The organism is Streptosporangium sp. NPDC002544 (genome assembly GCF_040295965.1).
Taxonomy (GTDB): domain Bacteria; phylum Actinomycetota; class Actinomycetes; order Streptosporangiales; family Streptosporangiaceae; genus Streptosporangium.
The window spans coordinates 263365-284881 of record NZ_JBEOWJ010000006.1; the positions used below are offsets into that span (position 1 = coordinate 263365).

A 21517-nucleotide genomic window follows, 5' to 3' on the forward strand; every position below is an offset into this window, starting at 1 on the left:
TCAGGCCGAGGTCTCTCGTCCGCCATGGCGGCGATACCGCACGAGGACGAAGACGCAGGCCAGCCCGATGATTATCTCCAGCGCGGCCGCGAGCACCAGCCCGCTCGCCGGTATCCCGTCCAGCGCGATGCTCAGCAGGCGGGACAGACCGTAAGCGAGGTAGGTCGCGGCACCGACGACCGTGGCGGTGAAGGCCAGCCGTGCGACGAACGCGCCGAGCATGATCAGCACACCGGCCGCCAGCAGTGCGCCGCCCGCAGCCCGGGTCTCGCTGAGCAGGCCGGCGTCGCTCCCGAGTTCGATGCCGTTGGTGCCGTGGAAGGCCGCGGGCGCGAACAGTGTCGCCGCGCCGATCCCGATCGCCACCACACCGGACACGAGCAGGACGAGTCTCAGCGGTCTCGCGTTCCGCATCTTCACCGCTCCCTCCGGCAGGTACGGCGGGCTCGTCATCTCCACGCCCCGGAGGCGGCGGCCGTACGGCAGAAGTCGGTGAAGTCGCGGGGCTCGCGGCCGAGTGCCTCGCGCACGCCGTGGGCCGGCGAGGCGTTGCGTCCGTCGAACACCTCTTTGCACAGGTCCGTGAGCAGGTCGGCGTAGCCGAGCCCGACGCTCTGCTCCAGGGCGGCGTGAAACACCTCCGGGGAGACGGCGACGTACTCGACCTGCCGGTCCGCGGCCTTCGCGATCTCGGCCGCGGCCTCGTGGAAGGTCAGCAGGCGCGGCCCGGTGAGCTCGTAGAGCCGGCCGGAGTGACGGTCGTCGGTGAGGGCGGCGACCGCGACGTCGGCGATGTCGTCGACGTCGACGAACGGTTCCGCGACCTCGCCGGCCGGCAGCGCGATCACACCGCCGAGCACCGAATCCCGTAGGTGGCCCTCGCTGAAGTTCTGCGAGAACCAGCTCGTCCGGATGAGCGTGTGGCTCAGGCCGGACTCGCTGACGATCCGCTCGCAGCGCTGCGCGTTGAGCTCGCCCCGGCCGGAGAGCAGCACCAGCCGCTGGACGCCCGCGTCGGCCGCGCACGCGGTCAGCTCCTCGATCGCGGCCGGGGCGCCGGGCGCCGCAAGGTCGGGGAAGTAGGAGATGTAGACGGCTTCGGCGCCGCGCAGCGCCTGGGGCCAGGTGCCGGGCCGTTCCCAGTCGAAGGGCGGGTCGAGGTGGCGCGAGCCGCCCCTGACCGGGTGGCCGCGCTCGGCGAGCCGTTGCACGATGCGCCGGCCGGTCTTGCCGGTCGAGCCGATGACGAGGGTATGGGGTCGCCGCATGCTCCGGATGCTCCTTTGGTTGCTGGTGAGTCCAGTTTTGTGCGGCACTTCTGGACTAACAATAGAAAAAAGTCCGTCCTTCTTTGCTGTTCGTCCATCCTTGTGGACGGTTGGTCGAGGGCGGTGACACCATGACGGCTATGCCGAGTGCCCCTCGCCCGTTCCCGGCTCCCGCCGACCTGCTGGGTGAGACCCTGCACCTGCTCCGGCTGACCGGCACCCTCTACTGCCGTGCCGAACTCACCGCGCCGTGGGGGGTCGACGTACCGGCGCTCGACGGGTCGATGACGTTGCTGGTCGTCACCGCGGGCCACTGCCGGCTGGAGATCGACGGAGCCGAGCCACGCCTGCTCCGGCAGGGCAGCCTCACCCTGATCCCGCACGGCACCCCGCACCGGCTGCGGAGCGGTCCCGACGCCGACACCGAACCGCTCTTCGACATACCGGTCGAGCAGGTCAGCGAGTGTTACGAGATCATGCGCCACGGTGGCGGCGGGGATTGCACGCACGCCACCTACGGTGTCGTGCGCTTCGACCATGTGGCGGCCCAGCGCCTCGTCTCACAGCTTCCCGAGGTGCTGCACATCGACGCCTGGGACGACGACGCCAACTGGCTCAACAGCACGCTCCAGTTCATCTCCCGCGAGGCTCTCGCCCTGCGACCGGGCGGGGAGACCGTCATCACCCGGCTCGCCGACATCCTCGTCATCCAGGCGATCCGTTCCTGGCTCGACTCGGCGCCCGAGGCGAATCAGGGCTGGCTGGCCGCCCTGCGCGACGAGCAGGTGGGGCGGGCGCTCGCGTTGATCCACCGCGCGCCCGAACGGCAGTGGAGCGTCGCCTCGCTCGCGCAGGAGGTCGGCATGTCGCGCTCGGCCTTCTCGGCGCGCTTCACCGACCTGGTCGGCGAGCCCGCCATGCGCTATCTCGCCCACTGGCGCATGCAGTTGGCCCGCATGCACCTTCGGCAGACATCGGAGCCGCTCTCGGTGGTCGCCCGCCGCTTCGGCTACCGGTCCGAGGCGGCGTTCTGCCGCGCGTTCAAACGGACCTTCGGCGTACCGCCGGGGAACGCCCGCCAGGCGGCGGAGGACGCGAGCCTGACGGCGCGGTGGTGGGAGAGCGCTTCAGCGCGCTGATCCACCGCAACCGGACCGGTGATCTCCGGCCCTCTTGCGCGGTACAAGAAGACAGAACGTGAACGGTCACGGGAAGGGCGCCATTCCGTGGCGGGAAAGTCCGCATGACTCCAGCGTCCAATGGTGACACATCAGCTCCGTTGACGCCTTTGACTGCAGGATTCAGGTGAGAAAAACTCCAGCGTAACCGGCCGAAAACCATACGAGGACCGGCCGTTCCCTGGCCGCGTTACCGCCCACTGAGGCCTACCCGACGGCTCCACCCGTGGGTCTCCTCGTTTCAGCCGGTGCGACGGCCGGCCGGAGCGTTCATATCGCGGGCCGAGGGCTGTAATTAATGGTCATCACAAAGTCCTATCGAAAAGAATCGGGTGCGTGTCAAGTGAAAAAGTGCGACTTAATCTGGACATCTTGGCTCGGGAAGGCAGGGCGGCGTGGGCGTGGCCTCGTATTCAGGGTGGAATCCGCGCGAGTTGCGCGGCGGACGCGGGATTGTCATCCGTGTCGTGGCTGATGTGGTGGGTGAGGTGGCACCCGAGGAGTTGCCTCTGATCAGAGCTCTGAATTCGGTCGGCTACGCGGACGCGGTGCGCCGCCTGCGGCGTGCGCGGTCGCGGAAGGAGCCGCTGGGCTTCGGGCTTGAGGAGGTCACGGCCCTGGTCACCGCGGTGGTCTGGATCGCCGTGGACGAGGTGCTACGCGAGTCGGTGAACGGAGTGCGGCAGCGGGTGGCGAACCGCCTGCGGACCCTGCTGCGCAGGCCGGCCCCCGAACCGGTGGTCCTGCCGCTGACCCGGGAGCAGCTGGCCTCGGTGCACGCTCGGGTGCGGGAGCTGTCGGTCGAGGCGGGACTGGCCGAGGAGCGCGCCGGTCAGATCGCCGACAGCGTCGTCGCCCGGCTCGCTCTGGAGCTTCCTCCGAACACGGCGCCTCCGGAGGTGACGGAGGGGTGACGGAGGGGTGACGGCGATGGCCGGGAATGACCGCGTGACCGACGCGGATCTGGCCACCTCCGGTACGACACTGCGTTTCGCGTTGCTGATCCTGCTCCTGCTGGCCAGTACGGCTTCGATGATCGGTGACACCATCCTGCCGGTCATGGTGACAAGTCCCGGTGCCGGCTTCGGGATATGCATGCTGGCGGCGGGGATCGCCTCCCAGGCCCCGGCGACAGCGGTGTTGAAGGTCCTCCTTACACAAGATGAGGCGCTTCAGATCTGTTATGCCCGGTTCGGGGCCGACACGACACCCTGGTGGCGTCCCACGGCCGCGGCGGCCGCCGTGGTGCTGGCCGCCGCAGTGCTGTACCTCGTCCTGCCCGCCTGGAAGTCACGGCGTGGCCGGGGGATACCGGTCGGGGAAGGCCCCGAGGACGAGCTCGGGCGACTGCTGTCGGAGCTGGCGGCCCGCGCGGATGTGAAGGGTGTGCGGTTCACGGTGGATCCGGCCGTCGCGACGACCGGCGCGGTGGCCTTCGGGCGTCCCGGTCGCTACGTCGTGCGCCTGCACGGTGGGCTGCTGGCGCGCAGGTACGCGGACCCCGCCGGATTCGAGGCCGTGGTGTTGCACGAGCTGGCGCACGTACGGAGCGGCGATGTCCGCCTGGCGTACGCGACGACCGCGCTGTGGCGCGCCTTCCTGGTGGGGGTGCTTCTCCCTTATGTCGCGTTGAAGGCGTCATTCCTGTTCACCGCGTTCACCTCCGGCGGCGGGTCGGTGCACTGGCAGGGTGCTGTCCCCTTCCTGTCGCGTGCGCTGATCCTGGCGCTCCTGCTGACGCTCCTGCTGACCCTCGCGCGCGCCGATCTGCTCAGGAACCGGGAGCTGTACGCCGACCTGGCCGCCGTACGGTGGGGTGCGTCGAAGTCGGTGTGGTCGAGGTACGACGACGGCCGCGCGCGCGGGCGCCGATGGATGATCGGAGACCTGTGGCGGACGCATCCGAGCTGGGAGCGGCGCAGGCGTTCGCTGAACGATCCCACCGCGTTGTCGGGTTCACTGGCCCTGCCGATGCTGCTGACCGGGATCGCCGCGCTGCTCACCACGACCACGCTGTCACCGATCCTGCCGGACCCGGCGATGGCGACGGTGGGCGTTCTCGTCGTCGCGGGTGTCGTCGCGGGCATCGTCGTCATGGCGTCGGGGCTGGCGGCGGCCCGTGCCGTGGCCGCCGGGCGGCGGCTGCCTTCGGGAGTGCGGGCCGGAGTGTGGTTCGGGATCGGGCTGCTCGTCGCCGCCCTGGTACTGCAGCAGACCAACCTGCGTAGCTGGCTGCCGGAGGCGCCCGAGGTCCTGCTCGTCCTGCCGGTCGCGGCGGTGGTGACCTGCTGGTGGAGTACGGAATGCGTGGGGCTGTGGGTCAGAACCCGAACCGCCGATCGCCCGTTCCGGCCCGTGTTGCTGACGGCGACGGTCGCGACATGGGTCGTCACGGCCGCCTGGCTGTCGTGGTGGCACAGCTACGGTTCCCTACTGCTACTGGGTGAGCCGTTCTCGCCGGCGGTGTTCCTCGACTGGCTGCGGTCCTTCGGCGGACCCGCCGAACCCGGTGGCGTGGTGCTGTCCGCGGTGTCCGAGGTGTTCCCACATCTCATCACTGTGGCCTTCGATCCCCTGTGGCGGGCATGCGCCGGGGTGCTGTTGTTCTACCCGCTGCTTGCTCTGGTCTGGCGTCCGGATCCGTTGACCGATCGTCCCTCGGTGTTGCGGCTGCTGTGGGCGGCGGTGGCGGGAGCGGCGGCCGGTTGGGGGGTGATGATCGCCGCCATGGCCTACATGCACTCCTGGCAGCCGCCTTCGCTCACCGGGGCGGCGCAGTACACGACGGTCTACCTGTGGTTGCTGTTCACCGCCCTGATGACGAGTGTCGTCGTGGCCGCGGCACTGGTGAGCTGGACCGCGCGCCGTTACCGGATGGTCACGGGTCTGATCGCGGGGGGCCTGGCGTCGCCGGTGGCTCTGGGCGGTGCGCTGATCATCGGGTCCTACGACGGGTGCCTGGGGTCGTTGAACACGTTGTCGTCCTCCTGTTCCTGGAATCCCGCCCCGATCTGGGATGTACTCAAGGTCGATGTGCCGTTACTGATCGGCATGACCATGCCTGCGGCGGCGGTGACGGTTCTGGTCTTCGGGCTCTGGAAGAACCGGTTTCGTGGCGGATGGTGGATGACCAGGGGTGGCGGAGGGCTGGGGGCGCGGCGGATGGCGGTCGCCTCGCTGTCGGTGGCGGTGTTCTTCCTGGTGTTCTTCTTCGGCACGTGGGCGGGCCCTGCCGGGGGGCTTCCTTCGACCGTTCGCACTTTCACAGCCGAGGACTTTCTGGATCAGGTCCCGCCCTTCGTGGAATCCGCCGAGTTAAGGAGGGAGCAGAGGCGCGCGTGGGTCGCCGGTGGCATGGATCTGTTCCGCGGGCTGGTGAGGGATTTCGGCTCCGTCGATGAGGCCATGGGTGCCCAGGGGTTTGGGCAGCCCGAGCGGATCGTCATGGCGCTGAGGACGCTCATCGCCGGAGTCGAGCGGGCCGGGCGGTATTTTCCTGTTCCCGACGCGGCAGAGCAGCGGGTCTGGGCCGAGGTGCTGGCGGGCATGGAGCGGGAGGCGACCGGGGCGCTGAACGCTCTGGACCGCGAGGATCAGGCTGCTTTCGGGGAGTCGATGAAGCGGTTGAAGGCATCCATGGAGCAGATGGTGGATCTCGCCGAACGGCTGGCGACGACGGCACCGGGATGACGGGATGGGTTCCGCCCGATTCAGGGCGCCGGGAGTTCTAAGCTGTCCGATCATGCGCTTTCTCCCGTCCCGCGCCGGTTCCCGGCGACCTCTCCGAGGCTGGGCCCTGCTGTCCGCCGTGTGTCTTGCCGTCCTGCCCGCCGGAGTCGCGCAGGCCGCCGCCCCCAAACCCTCGTTGCTCAAGTCCGGCAGGCTGGCGGCCACCTCGTGCCCGGAGCCGCCGCTCATCGACAGAGGCGTTCCGCAGCCGGGCGAGTACCTCACCGCGGTCATGAAGTGTCTGAACACCTCGTGGTCCGCCCACTTCGCTCGGGCCGGGCTGCGGTTCCGCACGCCCACGGTCCGCCTCTACTCCGAGCCCGCGCGGCGCGTCTGCGGAATACCCTGGCCCCAGGGCGCGGACGCCTTCTACTGCACAAAACGGGCCACGCTGGTGTTCCCGCTCACCGGTGCCTGGATCGAGGATCGGACCGACCTGTACCCCTTCAAGGTGGCGGCCCACGAGTACGGCCACCACCTGCAGAGCCTCACCGGCGTCTGGGACCGCTACGAGAGGCGCGCCCACGCCGACCTCCCCCGCCAGTCCGAACTCCGCCGCCGCTACGAGCTCCAGGCCGACTGCCTGTCGGGGGTGTTCCTGGGCAGCGTACGGGACTCGCTGCCGCGTACCGAGCAGGACTGGAAGGCACTGTCCGAGACGCTCCGCGCCAGCGGTGACGAGGGTGAGCGCCACACCCACGGCAGCGGTGCCAACCGGGTCCGCTGGTTCGAACGTGGCTACCGCGCCCTCTCCCCCGCCGCCTGCGACACCTGGACCGCCGCCCCGTCCCGGGTGTCCTGACCCGCGGGGGCCGGCGCAGACCGATGGCCGCTACGGTTTCAGTTCCAGGACCAGGTTGAACGGGGTGGCGGTCGCCTGGCGGGGCCGGGTGAAACCCGCCTGCCGGGCCACCTCGAAGAGTCGTTCCCGCCCGGCCTGCGCGCCCAGGGCCTCGGTGCCGCCCTGGGCGAGCGCGTTGGGTACGCAGATGGTGGCCGAGGCGTTGAAGAAGAGCCGGCCCACCGGGTTGAGGTCATCCGGCAGCCGCCCGTGCGCGAACGGCTCGACCAGCAGCACGGTGCCGTCGGGTGCCAGGGTGGAGTGCACGTGCCGTAGCGCGGCAACGGGGTCGCCCATGTCGTGCAGGCAGTCGAACAGGCAGACCAGGTCGTAGCCGGCCCCCGGATAGTCGTCGGCGTAGGCCGTCTCGAAACTCACCCGGTCCGTGACCCCGGCCTGCAGTGCCAGCTCGCGGGCCCGCACGATCGAGGGCACGTGCGCGTCGAAGCCGGTGAAGCGCGAGTTCGGGTACGCCTCCGCCAGCACGATGGTCGAGGCGCCGTGCCCGCAGCCGACGTCGGCCACCAGGGCCCCGGCGGTCAGTTTCCCCTCGACGCCCGAGAGTGCGGGAATCCAGCTGTCTCGCAGGTGGGCGGCGTATCCGGGGCGGAAGAACCGCTCGGTGCCGTTGAACAGCGCCCGGTCGTGATCGGGCCAGGCCAGGCTCCTGGCACCCCGGTAGGCCTCCGCGATCCCGGCCTCGTCGCGGTAGACGGAGGAGATCAGTTCGGCGAGCCCGGTCATGAACACCGGGCTGGTCTCGTCGGCGAACACCGTCGCCTGCTCGTCGGTCAGCGTGTAGGAACCGTCCTGGTAGCGGACGTATCCGGCACATGCCTGGGCCGCGAGCCATTCGGCGACGAGCCGCTCGTTGGTGCCGGTGCGCCAGGCCAGGTCACCGGGGCTGAGCGGGCCCGCCCCCACCATCGCCTTCCACAGGCCCAGCCGGTCTCCGAGCACGACCGTCGCCGCTCCGAAGGCACCCCCCAGGTCGAGCACGACCTGGTCCACGAGCCTCTGCAGCCCGGCCTCGTCCATCGGAGCCTTCCCCATCGGTCCGTGTGATCGCCCGCGGGACTCAGGGCGAACTCCGTACGGGCTCTTCGAGTCCGCCCACCACGCGGGAGAGGTCGGCGAATCCCCGCGCGACCACCGTTCCCATCGTAGTTCCGGCCTTTCGCGCCTCCCGGAAACGGATGTTCAACGTCGCGCAACGGCTCCTTCGGCCTCGGATCAAAACGTCCGGCATCAAAACGGGATCAAAAGCGTCCGCTGTGCTGGCCGTTGTCCGATGCCTGCGGCAGGTCGGCCCGGAAAGGACGGAAGTGATGTGGCTCAGCGGGCAGATTCCCCACCGGCTGCCCGTGCTGGAGGGAAGGTCCGGCTCGATGCCTGCCCGCGGGGGCGGCCGGACGGCGACCGTACCGGTCCTCGGGGTCGGAATCGTTCCGGCCCAGGCGCTCCATCAGCGGCGACACCAGCCGCAGCGCCGGCGGCGTGAGCGCGAGCAGCACCGCCACCACCACGCCTGCGGCGAGGATCACACCGGCGAGCACGTCGTGCGGGTAGTGGACCCCCACCATCACCCGGAGCAGCGCCGCCACCGCGGCCAGCGGCAGGGTCACCGCGGCGAGGCGGGGACGGAGCAGGGCCAGCCCGACCGCGAGTCCGGCGGCCAGGGTGGCGTGGTTGCTGGGAAACGACCAGTCCCCCACCTCCGGGCACTCCGCGATCGCCGCCGCGGCTCCCGGTACCACCCGGCAGGGGCGTTCCTCGATCACCATCAGCTTCACCGTCTCGCTGATCGCATAGGCGGCGACGGTGCCCACGCCGATCATGACGGTTCCGGCGACACCGGGTACGTCCCCTCGGCGCAGGGCGGTCCACCACACCAGGACGAGGATCAGCCCGAGGAGCACGAGGGTGCCGTCGGTGGCTATCTCCATCGCCGTGCTCGCCCACGAGGGCGCGTTCGCCACCGCCTCGGTCACCGATCGGTACCCGGAGGCCGAGGCGCCTTCCACGACCTTCGCCGGACCGGCCCCGCCCGTGCCCTCCGGCGAAAGCCAGGCAACGACACCGGCACCCACGCCCAGCGACACGGTCGCGCCCAGCAGCCGATTGCGAAGATTGTTCCCAGCGTCAGTCTTCATAGCGGTTGATCATAAGAAGGACCGTGGGATAACACCTAAATGAACAGTGATCAAACCTGAGATGAATCTCAGTTCGGCCGGTACCGCCGCCGTCACCTCACCGGATCGGCGATCACCGCGAGCAGCGGCACCGGCTCCTCGGCCGGGCCTCGGCGACTCACCGAGCGGCGGACCCCTGGGCGGTGCCGGCAACCGGCAGTGCTCGCTCGGAGACACTGCCAAGCGGACTCCACCCGGGACGCGACCTGCCGCTGACACCCGCACAACGCTTCCGCACGGCTCCGTCGTGTTCGAGCCGGCGTGACACGTCCGGTGAATCCCGTCCGCCAGGCCGGCTCGAATGCCCATCCCGCGCTCGCGCCGTCCGCTACGCGGCGGAGCCCGGGTCCGCCACACGGCGGACGGCCGGTCATCCGCGTCCCGTACCGGCAGAGTGGCCGACGGGCGGGCGACCTCGGTAGTCTGCCGTGCATGCCTGGTAGGACAAATGGTCTCGCGAGGATCAGGCTGGTCATCGCGGACGACCAGGCCATGATCCGCACCGGGCTCCGGTTCGTCGCGGAGACCGCCGCGGACATCGAGGTCGTCGGGGAGGCCACCGACGGGCTGGAGGCCCTCTCCGTAGCCCGGCGACTGCGACCGGACGTGCTGCTGATGGACATCGCGATGCCCCGGCTGGACGGTCTGGGCGCCGCCCGGCGGCTGCTCGCGGACCCGCATCCGCCCAGGATCGTCATGCTGACCACCTTCGGCACCGACGAGAACCTGCACGCCTCGCTCCGTGCCGGAGTGAACGGCTTCCTGCTCAAGACCTCGCCCCCCGAGCAGCTCATCGAGGCGGTACGGGTGGTGGCGGCCGGCGACGCGCTCATCGACCCGGCGGCCACCACGCGGGTGATCGCATCGTTCGCCGCACGCCACGAGCCGGTCGCGCCGCCCGAGCTGGCCACCCTCACCCCGCGTGAGCTGGAGGTGCTGCGCCTGCTCGCCCGAGGGCTGTCCAACATCGAAATCGCGCGGGAGTTCCAGATAGGCGACGCGACCATCAGGACCCACGTCGCCCGGCTGCTGCACAAACTCGGCCTGCGCAACCGGATCCAGGCCGTCGTGTTCGCCTACGAGGCCGGGGTCGTGCGACCCGGGCAGCAGGGCCTGCCGTGCTGAGGAGACTGCTCGGCGACTGGCGGCCGACCCGGCTGGATCTCCTTCTCTCCCTCGCCGTGGGGATCACCGGCCTCGTCGAGTCCTTCGGCCGCCAGGGCTCCCAGCCCGGCCAGATCAGCGATCCGGTGCCGCTGGCGGTGGGGGTGGTCGTCACCGGGACGCTGCTGCTGCTCCGGCGCAGGTTCCCCACGACCCTGCTCCTCGCGCTGATCTCGATCGGCCTGGCCGTGCGGGCGGTGGCGGGCCACGAATACTACGCCGCCTGGCACTTCTACTCGACGCTCATCCTGGTCCACACCGTGGCCAGCGCCGCGGAGCTGCGGAGCCGCCGCGGGCTCGCGGGGCTGGCGTGCGTGCTGGCGGCGTACGTCGGCCTGCAGATGCAGGTGTTCCAGAGCAACGACATCGCCGAAGTCATGATCACCGCCGTCTTCATGGGCGTGGCGTACGGGAGCGGCATCCTGCTGCGTCGCCAGATCGACCGGACGTTGCGGCTGGCGGAACACGCCATCCGCCTTGAGATGGAACGCGAGGAGCGGGCCCGGCTGGCGGTGGCGGAGGAACGGACCCGGATCGCCAGGGAGCTCCACGACATCGTCTCGCACAATGTGAGCGTGATGACCCTGCACACCGGCGGGGTGCGGATGCGGCTCGGCGAGGACCACAAGCTGGAGCGCGACATGCTGCTCGGGGTCGAGCGAGCCGGCCGCGAGGCGGTCGAGGAACTCCAGCTCATGCTGGGGGTGCTCCGCGGCACCGGCGACCCGGACCCCGGCGCGTCCCAGCCGGGCCTGGAGCGGCTGGACGAGCTGGTCACGCAGGTCAGGGAGGCCGGGCTGGACGTCCGCCTCCGGATCACCGGCGAGCCGCGCCCCCTGCCGCCGGGACTCGCGCTCTCCGCCTACCGGGTGATCCAGGAGGCTCTGACGAACGTGCTGAAGCACTCCCCCGCCGCCGGTGCCGACGTCGTCATCGCCCACAGCCTGACCGGGCTGGATGTGGAGATCACCAACGACGGCACCGGGGGCGGGCGAGGCTCGGACGGGCAGCGCTCGGACGGGCAGCGCCCGGGTGGGCACGGTCTGGTCGGGATGCGCGAGCGGACCGCGATGCACGGTGGCGAGCTGTCCACCGGCCCCGTCCCCGGCGGCGGTTACCGGGTGGTCGCCCGATTCCCGCTGGACGCCTCGGCGACGACCGGCTGAGCCGCCTCCCGCCCGGCCCACTCCGCGTCGCTCATCCGCAGCATCCGCAGCCCGATCCCCCCGGAACCGGCCAGGTAGAGCAGGCCGCCCACGGCCGTGCCGATCGGGAAGATCAGGGTGCCGAAGACGCCCGCGATGATCGCGAAGGGTGCCCACCACGGCCCGTGGCCGGCGTAGGCCAGGGCCAGTCCGAGCAGGAACAGGCCGAGCAGCCCGAGGAAACCCGGGATCTGGAACCCGAAGGTGGCGCCGGGATCGGAGAGCGCCTGCTCGGCGAGCATCTCGCCCTGCCGCCCGCCCAGGGCGCGTTCGAGCCGGGAGTAGAAGAAGTCCACCAGCATCAGCCCGGAGAAGTTCACCACGCCGAGCAGCGCGAGACCGCCGGCGAGGTGGCCGAAGACGACTCCCCGGTGCCGGATGAGGTGGATCATCCCGATGATTCCCGGGATCATCAGCACCCAGCTCCAGTGCAGCAGCGAGGCGCTGACCGAGACCTGCTCCGGATACCTGCCGTAGACGCCGGTGGTGTCACCGCCCTGCCGCAGGGCCGGGTCGACGATGGCGCCCGCGATGTAGAGGAGTGGCGCGACGATGAGGCACACCCCCGCCGCCCATCTGCGGAACCCGAGTGGATTGGAGAGTGATGGCATGAGATCTTCCCTTGCGTTCCGGCCCGCACCGGGGCGGGCGGGGTGAGGACGGGGACGCTAGGCGACGACGCGGCACGCGTCGTCCTCCTCATGGCCTATCGGCGCTCCGCTGCCCGGCGGACCCCGTACCCCGCCGATCGCGACACGAGCCCGGCGCCCCACGCGCGGGGCTCACCACGCCGGGCGCGACGCGCGGATCCGGATCGTGAAAGCGAATCGGCGGATCGGGCGATAGAGAGGGACCGCCGTTCGCGTTCGAAGGATTGCACATGACGGGAAGACCATCGTGACCGCGATGTCCTGGGCCGCCCATCCGGCGGAGGACGCCCAGGTCGTCCGGCTCTCCCTCGACGAGTCCGAGCGGTTCAGCGCGATCTTCGACACCTACTTCGGCGAGATCCACCGCTACGTCGCCCAGCGGCTCGGCACCGACGCCGCGGAGGACATCGTCGCGGAGACGTTCCTCACCGCGTTCCGCAAGCGGGCGCAGTACGACCCGTCGCGGGCCGGTGTGCGGGCCTGGCTGTACGGCATCGCCACCAACCTCATCGGCAGGCACCGCCGCGTCGAGGTGCGAACGTTGCGCGCACTCGGGCGCCACGGCCCCGACCCGGACACCCCGGGGCACGAGGAGCACGTCGCCGTGCGGGTCAGCGCGGAAAGCCTGCGGCCGAGTCTCGCGGCGGCCCTGGCCGGGCTCCACCAGCGAGATCGCGACGTCCTGCTCCTCGTCGCCCTGGCCGGGCTGAGCCACGAGGAGATCGCCACCGCCCTGGGCATCCCGTACGGGACGGTCGGCTCACGGCTGAACCGGGCCAGGAAGAAGCTGCGCGCCACGCTGGGCGAGACCAACCCGATGCTGGAGTCCGAGGAGGCCGATCGTGGATGAGCTGAAGAGGGTCCGCGAGCTGTACGGCGAGCCGCGGCTCGATCCGCTCCTCAAGGCCAGGGTGCGCGGGTTGCTGACCGGCGAGCCCAGGAGGCGGCGGTGGCGGCTGTCATGGACCGCGGCCGTGGCCGGCCTCGCGGCCGCCGCCGTGGCGGTGGCGATCGCGGTTCCTGGCCTGACCGGGGAGGCGGAGGCGCCGAACCGGGTCGCGACGATCTCCGGGCGATCGGTCCTGCTCGCGGCGGCGACCACCGCCGAGTCGGACCCCGCGTCGGCGAACGCCTACTGGCGCGTCAGGAAACTGCACCGGCAGACGTACCCGGAGCAGCTGGGCAGGGGGGCGAACCGTTACTGGGTGGTGGAGTCACGGCTCACCGAACAGTGGGTCGCCAGGGACGGCCGGGTCTGGTCCGCCTCCCGGGCGCTGGGGGCACGCCCGGGAAGCGCGGCCGACGAGGAGGCCTGGCGTCGCGACGGCTCCCCCACCGAGTGGTCGAGCCAGGGGGAGGTGCTCTCCACCTCGCCGGAGAAGGGCGAGCTCAGGGCCATCACCGGCAGGGTGCCCTTCAGCATGGCCGGTCATGAGATGACCTTCGAGCAGCTCCAGAGGCTCCCGGTCACCCCCGCCGCGTTGCGGGACTGGGTCACCGAGGCGGTGAGCGACGTTCCGGCCGGCACCATCGACGGTGTCGTCGCGGACGCGCTCAGCGGCCTGCTGTGGAGCAAGCCGTCGCCGCCGGACGTGCGCGCGGCCGCCTACCGTGCGCTGGCCGAGCTGCCGAACATCCGGTATCTGGGCAGCGCCACGGACGAGCGGGGCCGGGCGGGAGACGGGTTCTCCTTCACCGTTCAGCCTCCCGGGGCGCGGAACGGCGCGGCCGTGCAGCGGACGCTGATCATCGATCCGGACAGCTCCCAGGTGCTCTCCTCCACGGTCGCCGACCGGCCGGGGGTCAGGGGTGAGCAGGTCGAGCTGGTCCTGGAGGCGGGCTGGACCGATGAGCGGCCCGCCGTTCCCGAACTTCCCTAGCCCGCCCGGGTTGCCGGGGGAAACCACGCCTTCACGCTGACGACCCGTTCGCCCTCGTAGTGCCTTCACGAGTGCGCGCGTGGGCCGTCCGAGACATCCTTTGGAGCAATCGCTTGTTTTGGCATGCCCGTACGGCGCTCGACCTGATCAGGAATCGTCCCGGAGCGCCCTCCCTGGCGACGAGCGAAGGACCGATCATCTGCCCCGCCGACCGGTTTCCCGCGATCAAGGTGTCCGAGGTCATGGCGGGCCGGGTCAGGCTCGTCGGCCTGCCCCCCGTCGACCTGGGCACCGACATCGACTGGCGGATCGACCCGCACCGGAACCGCTCCTGGACGCTGAACCTGCACGCGCTGCGGTGGATGGGAGGGCTGATCGCCGAGTACGAGCGCTCCGGCGAGGCGGAGTACCTCGACCGCGCCACCCGGATCGCCGAGGACTGGGCGCGCGCCAATCCCCGTGGCGCGACCGGTATCAGTCCCTGGGCCTGGGCCGAGCACCCGGTCGCGCTACGCGCCCCGGTCCTGGTCTGCCTCAGCGCGCACGTGCGCGACGACTGGCTGTCGAAGAGCCTGATCGAGCACGCCGAGATCCTGTCCGACCCCGCGCTCTACCGGCGGGGTCACAACCACGGCCTGGACCAGGACATCGCGCTGCTGACGGTCGGCTGCCGTCTCGGCCAGGAGCGGTGGAAGGACCTGGCCGTCCGGCGGATGACCGACTCGGCGGAACTCGCCATCGACGCGCAGGGCGTGCTGCACGAGCAGGCTCCGAGATACGGGATATACGTCCACCGGCGGCTGGGCACCGCGATCGAGGCGATCAGGGCGTCCGGGGCCGAGGTCCCCGCGGGGCTCGTCGCGCGGCGCGACTCGCTGGAGACCTACATCAGCCATGCCACCCAGCCCGACGGCCGCCTGGTGCCGATCGGCGACAGCCCGGCCGACACGCGCCCGAGCGGTTTCCGGCATGGGAAGGACACCGTGCAGGTGTTCGACGACGGTTACGTCTTCGGCAGGACGGCATGGGACGACCCGGAGTCGGCCTTCTACTCGATCAGGTTCGGTACCGGCCGCCGGCTGCACGGTCACGAGGACCATCTGGGCGTCACCTACCACGCCCACGGCCGGGACATCCTGGTTGAGGCGGGTTTCCACTCCTACGAGCGGACCGGCTACCGGAGGTGGACCATCTCCCCCGAGGCGCACAACGTGCCCGTCGTGGTGGACGCGGACCTCCGCGAGGGGACGGCGACGCGCCTGGTGAGCTCGTCCGTCGCCCCGGCGCGGCAGTGCTACCGGTTCACCGACACCGCGTACGGCGTCAGCCGTACGCGGTCGGTCCTGGTCGGCCACGGCACCGACCTGATGGCCGTGCTGGACTCGGTCCCGGCGGGGTCGGCGCTGCGCAACCTGTGGCACTTCGCCCCCTCGCTCACGGTGGTCTCCAACCGTGACGGCCAGGTGGTCCTGGCCGACGGGGAGTGGCGGGTGACGCTGCTCCAACTCGCGATGCCCTCGGGCCGGCCGCTCGGCGGGCAGACCGTGCGGACCGAGACGATCGCCCTCGGCTACCTCAGGCAGGCCGAGGCGACGACGGTCCTGTCCCCGCCCGCCGAGTCGGTACTCACCCTGATCGTGCCCGGCACCGGCGACCCCGAGGTCGCCCGGTCCGGCGGACGGCTGAGCGTCCGCACTCCCGGCGGCCACGTCTCCCTACGCTGGGACCCCGACCTGGGTTTCGCCGACCGGGTTCCGGTGCACCCCGGCGACCGCTTCGGTGCCGATCAGGTGAACACGACGGTACGGTGACCGCTGAGAAGGACGCGCCGCCGAACATACCACTGGACGGCCCTGGCCAACGTGCGGGACTCGACGCCCCTGTCCGGCGCCACCGGGTCCTCCGCCGATGCCGATGGGATCGCCCCGGCCGGCGACTGCCGGCCGGGGCGCCGTCGTCACGGGGCCGTGCGCCCCAGTGCCGGGGTGAGCGAGATCGGCCCGGCGGGCAGGTGCCGGCCGCGGGGGACGGGGTCGGCCAGGATGCCGTCGTGGACCACGACCCGGCCGCCGACCAGGACGGTCCGCGGCCTGCCGGTCAGGGTCATGCCCTCATACGGCGTGTAGTCCGTCGCCATGTGCAGGTCGCCGGCGCTCACCCGCCACCGGGCGGCCGGATCCCAGATCGCGATGTCGGCGTCCGAGCCCGGCATCAGCGTGCCCTTGCGCGGGTACAGGCCGTTGGTCCTGGCCGGGTTGGCGGCGGTCAGCTCGACGAACCGGGTGGCGGGCAGCCCGGCCCCGGCGACGTACTCGGAGAAGATCACCGGTAGCCGGGTCTCCACCCCGGGCAGGCCGTTGGGCATGGCCCGCACGTCGGTGCGCCGCGACTCCTTCTGCGCCACGTCGTAGCAGCAGTGGTCGCTGCCGATCGTGGTGATCTCCCCGGTGAACAGGTGGCGTCCCAGCGCGTCGACGGCCTGGCGGGAGCGGAGCGGCGGGCAGCAGACGAACCGCTCCGGAGTGGGGCCGTCATAGTTGCCGTCGTCCAGCACCAGGTGGTGGGCGACCGACTCGGTGAACGCCGGCACGCCGCGCCGCCTGGCCGCCGCCACCAGCTCGACCGCCTCGGCGGTGGACTGGTGCACGAAGTAGACCGGTGCCCGCAGCGACTCGGCGATGGCCAGCACCTCGGCCACCGAGGCGGTCTCGGCCAGTTCGGGACGGGTCGCGGCCATGTGCCCGGCGCCGATCCTGCCGCTCGCCGCGCACCGTTCCTGGGTGTCCTCGATGATGTGGTTGGCCTCGCAGTGGATCACCACCATGCCGCCCAGGTCGCGCAGCGTCCTCATGGTCCGCAGAATGGTGTCCTCGCCCGCCATGGTCTCGCCGCGGTAGGTGGTGAACATCTTCACCGTTGGCATGCCGTCCGCGACCAGCGCACCGAGCTGGTCGGGCACGGTCTCGTCCCACTCCACGACGCAGGCGTGCAGGGCACTGTCGCACAGCCCTCGGGCAGCCTTGGCCCGCTGGGCGTACGCCGCGTCGGCGGGTGCCTGGCCGGGCCGTGGGATGGCGAAGTCCACGATCGTGGTGGTGCCGCCGAACACCGCGGCCGTCGTGCACCTGGTGTAGTCGTCGAGCGAGGTGAAGTCGCCGGAGGTGAAGCCGACGTGGCAGTGCGGGTCCACCCCGCCCGGCATGACCAGCCGCCCGGTCGCGTCGACCTCGGTCGCGGTGCCCGGCGCGGGCGTGCCCGGCTCGGCCAGGGCGACGACGACACCACCGGCCACGAACACGTCGGCGGGGGCGGACCAGCCCGCCTCGACCACCGTGCCGCCCCGCACCACCAGCTCGGCGTCTCTCATCCGATCGCGCCCTGCGTCCGGCCGGACGCGAGGTAGGCCCGCCAGCCGCCGGCCGTGCTGATGTCGGTGACCCCCGGCAGGGTCAGCGACCCGTCGCGCATCCGCATGGACAACGATCCGCTGCCGTCGGCGAGCTCGATCACGCTCAGCTCCAGCTCCTCGGGCTCGTTCGGCAGCAGGTGCTCGCGCAGGATCTGGTAGCTCACCTCGTACAGCTCGCCAGGCACGGCATGCCCGTCGGAGGTCACCGGGTACAGGCCGGGGAACTCGTCGCGCACCGAGTAGAACCGGTAGCGGGGGGCGGTCTCGACGGGTCCGACGAACACCGCGCCGCTCAGCGCGGTGTTCAGGCTGCCGCCCGACATCGCCTGGCCGTTGACGAACATCCGCAGATTCTCCACGGGTCCTCCTTCAGTACTGGGGTTCGGCCGCGCGGCGGGCACGCTCGGCGGCGGGGTCGGGGATCGGGACGGCCGCCAGCAGCGACCGGGTGTAGGGGTGCTCCGGCGCCCCGTACACCTGCTCCCGGGTGCCGATCTCAGCGAGCCGTCCCTGTTCCATGACCGCGATCCGGTCGCAGAGGTAGTAGACGACCGCCAGATCGTGCGCGATGAACAGGATCGACAGGTTCAGCCGCAGCCGCAGGTCCCGGAGCAGGTTGAGCACCTGGGCCTGGACCGAGACGTCCAGGGAGGAGATCGGCTCGTCGCAGATGAGCAGCCGGGGCTCGACCGCCAGGGCCCGGGCGATGGCGATGCGCTGGCGCTGCCCGCCGGAGAACGACCTGGGGTAGCGGTCCAGGTGCTCGGCGGACATGCTCACCGTCTCCAGCAGGGCCGCCGCGCGCTCCCTGCGCCGGCGCCGGTCCGGCTCAAGACCGTGCACGACGAGCGGCTCCTCGAGCAGCTCGGCCACGGTCATCCGGGGGTTCAGCGACGAGTACGGGTCCTGGAACACCATCTGCATCTCGCGACGGAGCGAGCGCAGCTCCCCGCGGCCGGCCGCCAGCACGTCGCGCCCGCCGAGTTCCACCCGGCCGGAGTCCGGTTCGGTCAGCCGCGCCACACACCGCGCGGTGGTGGACTTGCCGGAGCCCGACTCCCCGACCAGGCCGAGCACCTCGCCCGGCATCATGTCGAAGGAGACGTCGTCCAGCACGCGCCTGCCCTCGAACGTCTTGACCAGGTTCCGCACCCGCAGCAGGGGCTCGCTCATGACGGGCTCACCGTTCCTTCCTCGGCCGTCTCCACCGCGGAGCCGATGGTGGCCAGCGGCCGGGACAGGTCTCCCCCGATCCGGGGCACGGCCGCGAGCAGCGCCCTGGTGTAGGGGTGGCGGGGCCGGGCGTAGATCTCCTCGACCGGACCGCTCTCCACCGCCAGGCCGTGGCGCATCACCACCACCCGTTCGGCGAATCCGGCCACGATGCCCAGGTCGTGGGTGATCAGCAGGACCGCCATGTCCCGCTCGTCGGCCAGTTCGTGCAGCAGCCGCAGCACCTGCGCCTGGACCCGCACGTCGAGTGCGGTGGTCGGCTCGTCGGCGATGAGCAGCGCGGGTTCCGCGATGATCGCGATGGCGATCACCACCCGCTGCCGCATCCCGCCGGAGAACTGGTGGGGGTAGTCGTCGAAGCGCTGCTCGGCGTCGCGCACGCCCAGCCGGGAGAGCAGCTCGACGCCGCGCCGCCTGGCGACCTTCTTGGACACCCCTCGGATGACCAGCGGCTGCGTGATCTGCCAGCCGATCGTCATCACCGGGTTGAGCGAGGCGAGCGGGTCCTGGAAGACCAGGCCGACCCCCGAACCGCGGACCTCGCGCATCCGGCGCGGCGGCAGCGTCAGCAGGTCGGTGCCGTCCAGCTCGATCCGCCCGGTCAGCGTGGCGCCGGCGTCCAGTCGCAGTACGGCTCGCGCGGTGACCGACTTGCCGGAGCCGGACTCGCCGACCAGCGCGACCTTCTCGCCGCGTGCCAGCTCCAGGTCGACGCTGTGCACGACCTCGACCGGCCCCTCGGGCCCGGGGAAGCTCGCCCGCAGATCCCGTACGGCGAGCAGTGGTGTGTCCGTCATCGGCCGGCCCCCTCGCGGATCGTCGGGTCGTTGCGCACCCGCAGCCAGTCGCCCAGCAGGTTGAAGGAGATCGCGGTCAGCATGATGGCCAGGCCGGGGAAGGCCACCGCCCACCAGCCGTTGGTGAGGTTGTTGGCCGCCGCGGCGATCATCGCCCCCCATTCGGCGGACGGCACCTGCGCGCCGACGCCGACGAAGGACAGGCCGGAGATGACCAGCATCACCGCGGCGACGTCCAGCGTGGTCTGCACGTACAGGGTGTTCAGCGCGTTGGGCAGGATGTGCCGGAAGACGAGACGGGTCCTGGAGACCCCGAGCATCCTGGCCGCGTCGACGTACTCGGCGTCCTTGACGTCGCGGACCAGCGTGCGCACCAGCCGCGCGTAGCCGGGCCACCAGGTGAGGGAGAGGGCGATCACCGCGGACTGCAGGCCGGAGCCGAGCGCGGCGGCCAGGCCGAGGGCCAGGATGATCGACGGGAGCGAGAGGCCGATGTCGGTGATCCGCATCAGCACCTCGTCGACGACCTTCCCACCGAGGGCCGCGACCGTGCCGACCACGGTCCCGATCAGCGCCGCGGCGGCGATCACGATCATCGTGGCGGGCAGGGTGACCCGCGCGCCGGACAGCACCCGGCTGAGCACGTCACGGCCGCTGGCGTCGGTGCCGAACCAGTGGTCGCCCGAGGGGGACAGCAGGGCCTTGGACAGGTCGACCGCGTAGGGGTCGTGCGGCGCGATCAGCGGCCCGACGACGGCGAGGAGCACCATCGCCACGGCCACCGTCACCGCGGCGCGCTCGACGATCGGGACGCGGGGCAGGATACGGCGGCGCGCGCCGGTGACCGCCGTGGCGCCGGCGCTCACGCGTTCACCTCCGCGAGAACGGGTACGGCCGGCTCGCCCGTGCGGCGCTTCGTCCTGCGCAGCCGCGGGTTGAGCCAGAGCTGGATCAGGTCCACGGCGATGTTCGCCACCACGAAGACCACTCCGATCACGAGAACCGTGCCGATCACGGTGTAGAGGTCGCTCTGCAGGACGGCGGCGACCGCGTGGGCGCCGATTCCCGTCCTGCCGAAGATGGATTCCACCAGGACCGTGGAGCCGAGCATCCAGCCGAGCTGCATGCCGAGAATCGTGCTGGCCGGGACCATGGCGTTGCGCAGGCCGTGCCGTACCACCACGCGGAACTCCGAGGCGCCGGTCGCCCGGGCCAGCGTGATGTAGTCGGAGTCCAGCGCGGTGATCATTGAGGAGCGCACCGTGCGAGCCACCACCGCGACGAACGAGGCGGCCAGTGTGAGGGCGGGAAGTATCAGGTGTTGCAGGGCGTCGCCGAAGGCGGGCAGGTTCCCGCCGAGCAGCGCGTCCAGCGAGGTCATTCCGGTGATCCTCGGCACCTCCTGGCCGAAGGCGAGCTGGCCGGTCAGCGGCAGCAACCTGAGTTCCGCGGCGAAGACGAGCTGGAGCATGAGGCCCAGCCAGAAGACCGGGACCGCCGCGCCCAGCAGGGCGATGAGCCGGGCCGCGATATCGGCCGGCCGGCCTCGCCGGTAGGCGGCGTACACGCCCAGCGGTACCGCCACCACGATGTTGATCGCCATCGCGGCGAGCACGAGTTCCACCGAGGAGGGCAGCATGGCCGCGATGTCATCGAGCACCGGCCGCTGGGTGAACACCGAGATGCCCAGGTCGCCGTGGAGCAGCCGGTCCAGATACCCCGTGAACTGCTGCCACAGAGGCCGGTCAAGGCCGAGCTGGATCCGTACCTGTGCCACCTGTTCGGCGGTCGCGTTACGCCCCGCGGCGGTCCTGGCCGGGTCGCCGGGCAGTACCTGGGTCATCAGAAAGGTGACGACGGCCAGGCCTGCCAGAACGACGACGCTGGTCACGAGCCGCCGTAGCAGGAAACGAGCCATGGGGTACCTCCCCTCAGTGGTGATCTCCGATGATGGGCGGGCTCGGCGCGGAG

Annotated in this window: 20 protein-coding genes; 9 read left to right on the plus strand and 11 right to left on the minus strand. The window is 71.1% G+C overall.

What is annotated here, in order from left to right:
* Together ABT061_RS11605 and ABT061_RS11610 are read right to left on the minus strand one after the other, a co-directional pair.
* A complete protein-coding gene (locus ABT061_RS11605) occupies positions 1–414 on the minus strand; it encodes a DUF4345 domain-containing protein (protein WP_350915367.1) in 414 nt (137 codons plus the stop codon).
* A 35-nt stretch (positions 415–449) separates the two neighbouring features.
* The gene (locus tag ABT061_RS11610; protein ID WP_350915369.1) at positions 450–1268 is read right to left on the minus strand and encodes an NmrA family NAD(P)-binding protein; all 819 of its coding nucleotides are present in this window, start codon (positions 1266–1268) and stop codon (positions 450–452) included.
* Positions 1269–1408: 140 nt separating this feature from the next.
* Between ABT061_RS11610 and ABT061_RS11615 the strand changes: the two genes are divergently transcribed.
* From ABT061_RS11615 to ABT061_RS11630, 4 genes are all read left to right on the plus strand, one after another.
* Complete coding sequence (locus ABT061_RS11615; protein ID WP_350915371.1) at positions 1409–2407, plus strand: AraC family transcriptional regulator; 999 nt, start codon at positions 1409–1411, stop codon at positions 2405–2407.
* Positions 2408–2913: 506 nt separating this feature from the next.
* The gene (locus ABT061_RS11620) at positions 2914–3360 is read left to right on the plus strand and encodes a hypothetical protein (protein ID WP_350915373.1); all 447 of its coding nucleotides are present in this window, start codon (positions 2914–2916) and stop codon (positions 3358–3360) included.
* A gap of 34 nt (positions 3361–3394) precedes the next feature.
* Positions 3395–6136: a M48 family metalloprotease gene (locus ABT061_RS11625; protein ID WP_350915375.1), complete on the plus strand. Its 2742-nt coding sequence runs from the start codon at positions 3395–3397 to the stop codon at positions 6134–6136.
* A gap of 52 nt (positions 6137–6188) precedes the next feature.
* Positions 6189–6977: a neutral zinc metallopeptidase gene (locus tag ABT061_RS11630; RefSeq protein ID WP_350915377.1), complete on the plus strand. Its 789-nt coding sequence runs from the start codon at positions 6189–6191 to the stop codon at positions 6975–6977.
* Between the two features lie 30 nt (positions 6978–7007).
* On the opposite strand, the gene ABT061_RS11635 is transcribed toward ABT061_RS11630, so the two are convergent.
* Together ABT061_RS11635 and ABT061_RS11640 are read right to left on the minus strand one after the other, a co-directional pair.
* Complete coding sequence (locus tag ABT061_RS11635; RefSeq protein ID WP_350915379.1) at positions 7008–8069, minus strand: class I SAM-dependent methyltransferase; 1062 nt, start codon at positions 8067–8069, stop codon at positions 7008–7010.
* A 206-nt stretch (positions 8070–8275) separates the two neighbouring features.
* Complete coding sequence (locus ABT061_RS11640; RefSeq protein ID WP_350915381.1) at positions 8276–9169, minus strand: phosphatase PAP2 family protein; 894 nt, start codon at positions 9167–9169, stop codon at positions 8276–8278.
* Positions 9170–9640: 471 nt separating this feature from the next.
* Between ABT061_RS11640 and ABT061_RS11645 the strand changes: the two genes are divergently transcribed.
* Positions 9641–10333 carry a response regulator gene (locus ABT061_RS11645; protein ID WP_350915383.1) on the plus strand — a complete coding sequence of 231 codons (693 nt, stop codon included), beginning with the start codon at positions 9641–9643 and terminating at the stop codon, positions 10331–10333.
* Positions 10327–11538: a sensor histidine kinase gene (locus ABT061_RS11650; protein ID WP_350915385.1), complete on the plus strand. Its 1212-nt coding sequence runs from the start codon at positions 10327–10329 to the stop codon at positions 11536–11538. The genes ABT061_RS11645 and ABT061_RS11650 overlap by 7 nt, the downstream gene beginning before the upstream one ends.
* On the opposite strand, the gene ABT061_RS11655 is transcribed toward ABT061_RS11650, so the two are convergent.
* Positions 11487–12188 carry a hypothetical protein gene (locus ABT061_RS11655; protein ID WP_350915387.1) on the minus strand — a complete coding sequence of 234 codons (702 nt, stop codon included), beginning with the start codon at positions 12186–12188 and terminating at the stop codon, positions 11487–11489. The two genes, ABT061_RS11650 and ABT061_RS11655, sit on opposite strands and share 52 nt — an antisense overlap.
* 295 nt (positions 12189–12483) lie before the next feature.
* On the opposite strand from ABT061_RS11655, the gene ABT061_RS11660 reads away from it, so the two are divergent.
* From ABT061_RS11660 to ABT061_RS11670, 3 genes are all read left to right on the plus strand, one after another.
* Positions 12484–13077: an RNA polymerase sigma factor gene (locus tag ABT061_RS11660; RefSeq protein ID WP_350915564.1), complete on the plus strand. Its 594-nt coding sequence runs from the start codon at positions 12484–12486 to the stop codon at positions 13075–13077.
* Positions 13070–14107, plus strand: coding sequence for a CU044_5270 family protein (locus tag ABT061_RS11665; protein WP_350915389.1), 1038 nt, complete (start codon positions 13070–13072; stop codon positions 14105–14107). The genes ABT061_RS11660 and ABT061_RS11665 overlap by 8 nt, the downstream gene beginning before the upstream one ends.
* Positions 14108–14220: 113 nt before the next feature.
* Complete coding sequence (locus tag ABT061_RS11670) at positions 14221–15918, plus strand: heparinase II/III family protein (protein WP_350915391.1); 1698 nt, start codon at positions 14221–14223, stop codon at positions 15916–15918.
* A gap of 146 nt (positions 15919–16064) precedes the next feature.
* Here ABT061_RS11670 and hydA read toward each other — a convergent pair whose 3' ends face one another.
* From hydA to ABT061_RS11700, 6 genes are read right to left on the minus strand one after another with little or no spacing between them, the layout of a single operon-like run.
* On the minus strand, positions 16065–17474 hold the full coding sequence (gene hydA, locus ABT061_RS11675; RefSeq protein WP_350915393.1) for a dihydropyrimidinase: 1410 nt from the start codon (positions 17472–17474) through the stop codon (positions 16065–16067).
* Positions 17471–17875: an allophanate hydrolase-related protein gene (locus ABT061_RS11680; RefSeq protein WP_350915395.1), complete on the minus strand. Its 405-nt coding sequence runs from the start codon at positions 17873–17875 to the stop codon at positions 17471–17473. Before ABT061_RS11680 ends, hydA begins: the two co-directional genes overlap by 4 nt.
* Positions 17876–17885: 10 nt before the next feature.
* Complete coding sequence (locus tag ABT061_RS11685; protein ID WP_326637650.1) at positions 17886–18689, minus strand: ATP-binding cassette domain-containing protein; 804 nt, start codon at positions 18687–18689, stop codon at positions 17886–17888.
* A complete protein-coding gene (locus tag ABT061_RS11690) occupies positions 18686–19546 on the minus strand; it encodes an ABC transporter ATP-binding protein (RefSeq protein WP_350915397.1) in 861 nt (286 codons plus the stop codon). The genes ABT061_RS11685 and ABT061_RS11690 overlap by 4 nt, the downstream gene beginning before the upstream one ends.
* Positions 19543–20412 carry an ABC transporter permease gene (locus tag ABT061_RS11695; RefSeq protein ID WP_350915399.1) on the minus strand — a complete coding sequence of 290 codons (870 nt, stop codon included), beginning with the start codon at positions 20410–20412 and terminating at the stop codon, positions 19543–19545. The genes ABT061_RS11690 and ABT061_RS11695 overlap by 4 nt, the downstream gene beginning before the upstream one ends.
* Positions 20409–21464 carry an ABC transporter permease gene (locus tag ABT061_RS11700; RefSeq protein WP_350915401.1) on the minus strand — a complete coding sequence of 352 codons (1056 nt, stop codon included), beginning with the start codon at positions 21462–21464 and terminating at the stop codon, positions 20409–20411. The genes ABT061_RS11695 and ABT061_RS11700 overlap by 4 nt, the downstream gene beginning before the upstream one ends.
* Positions 21465–21517: the final 53 nt, after the last annotated feature.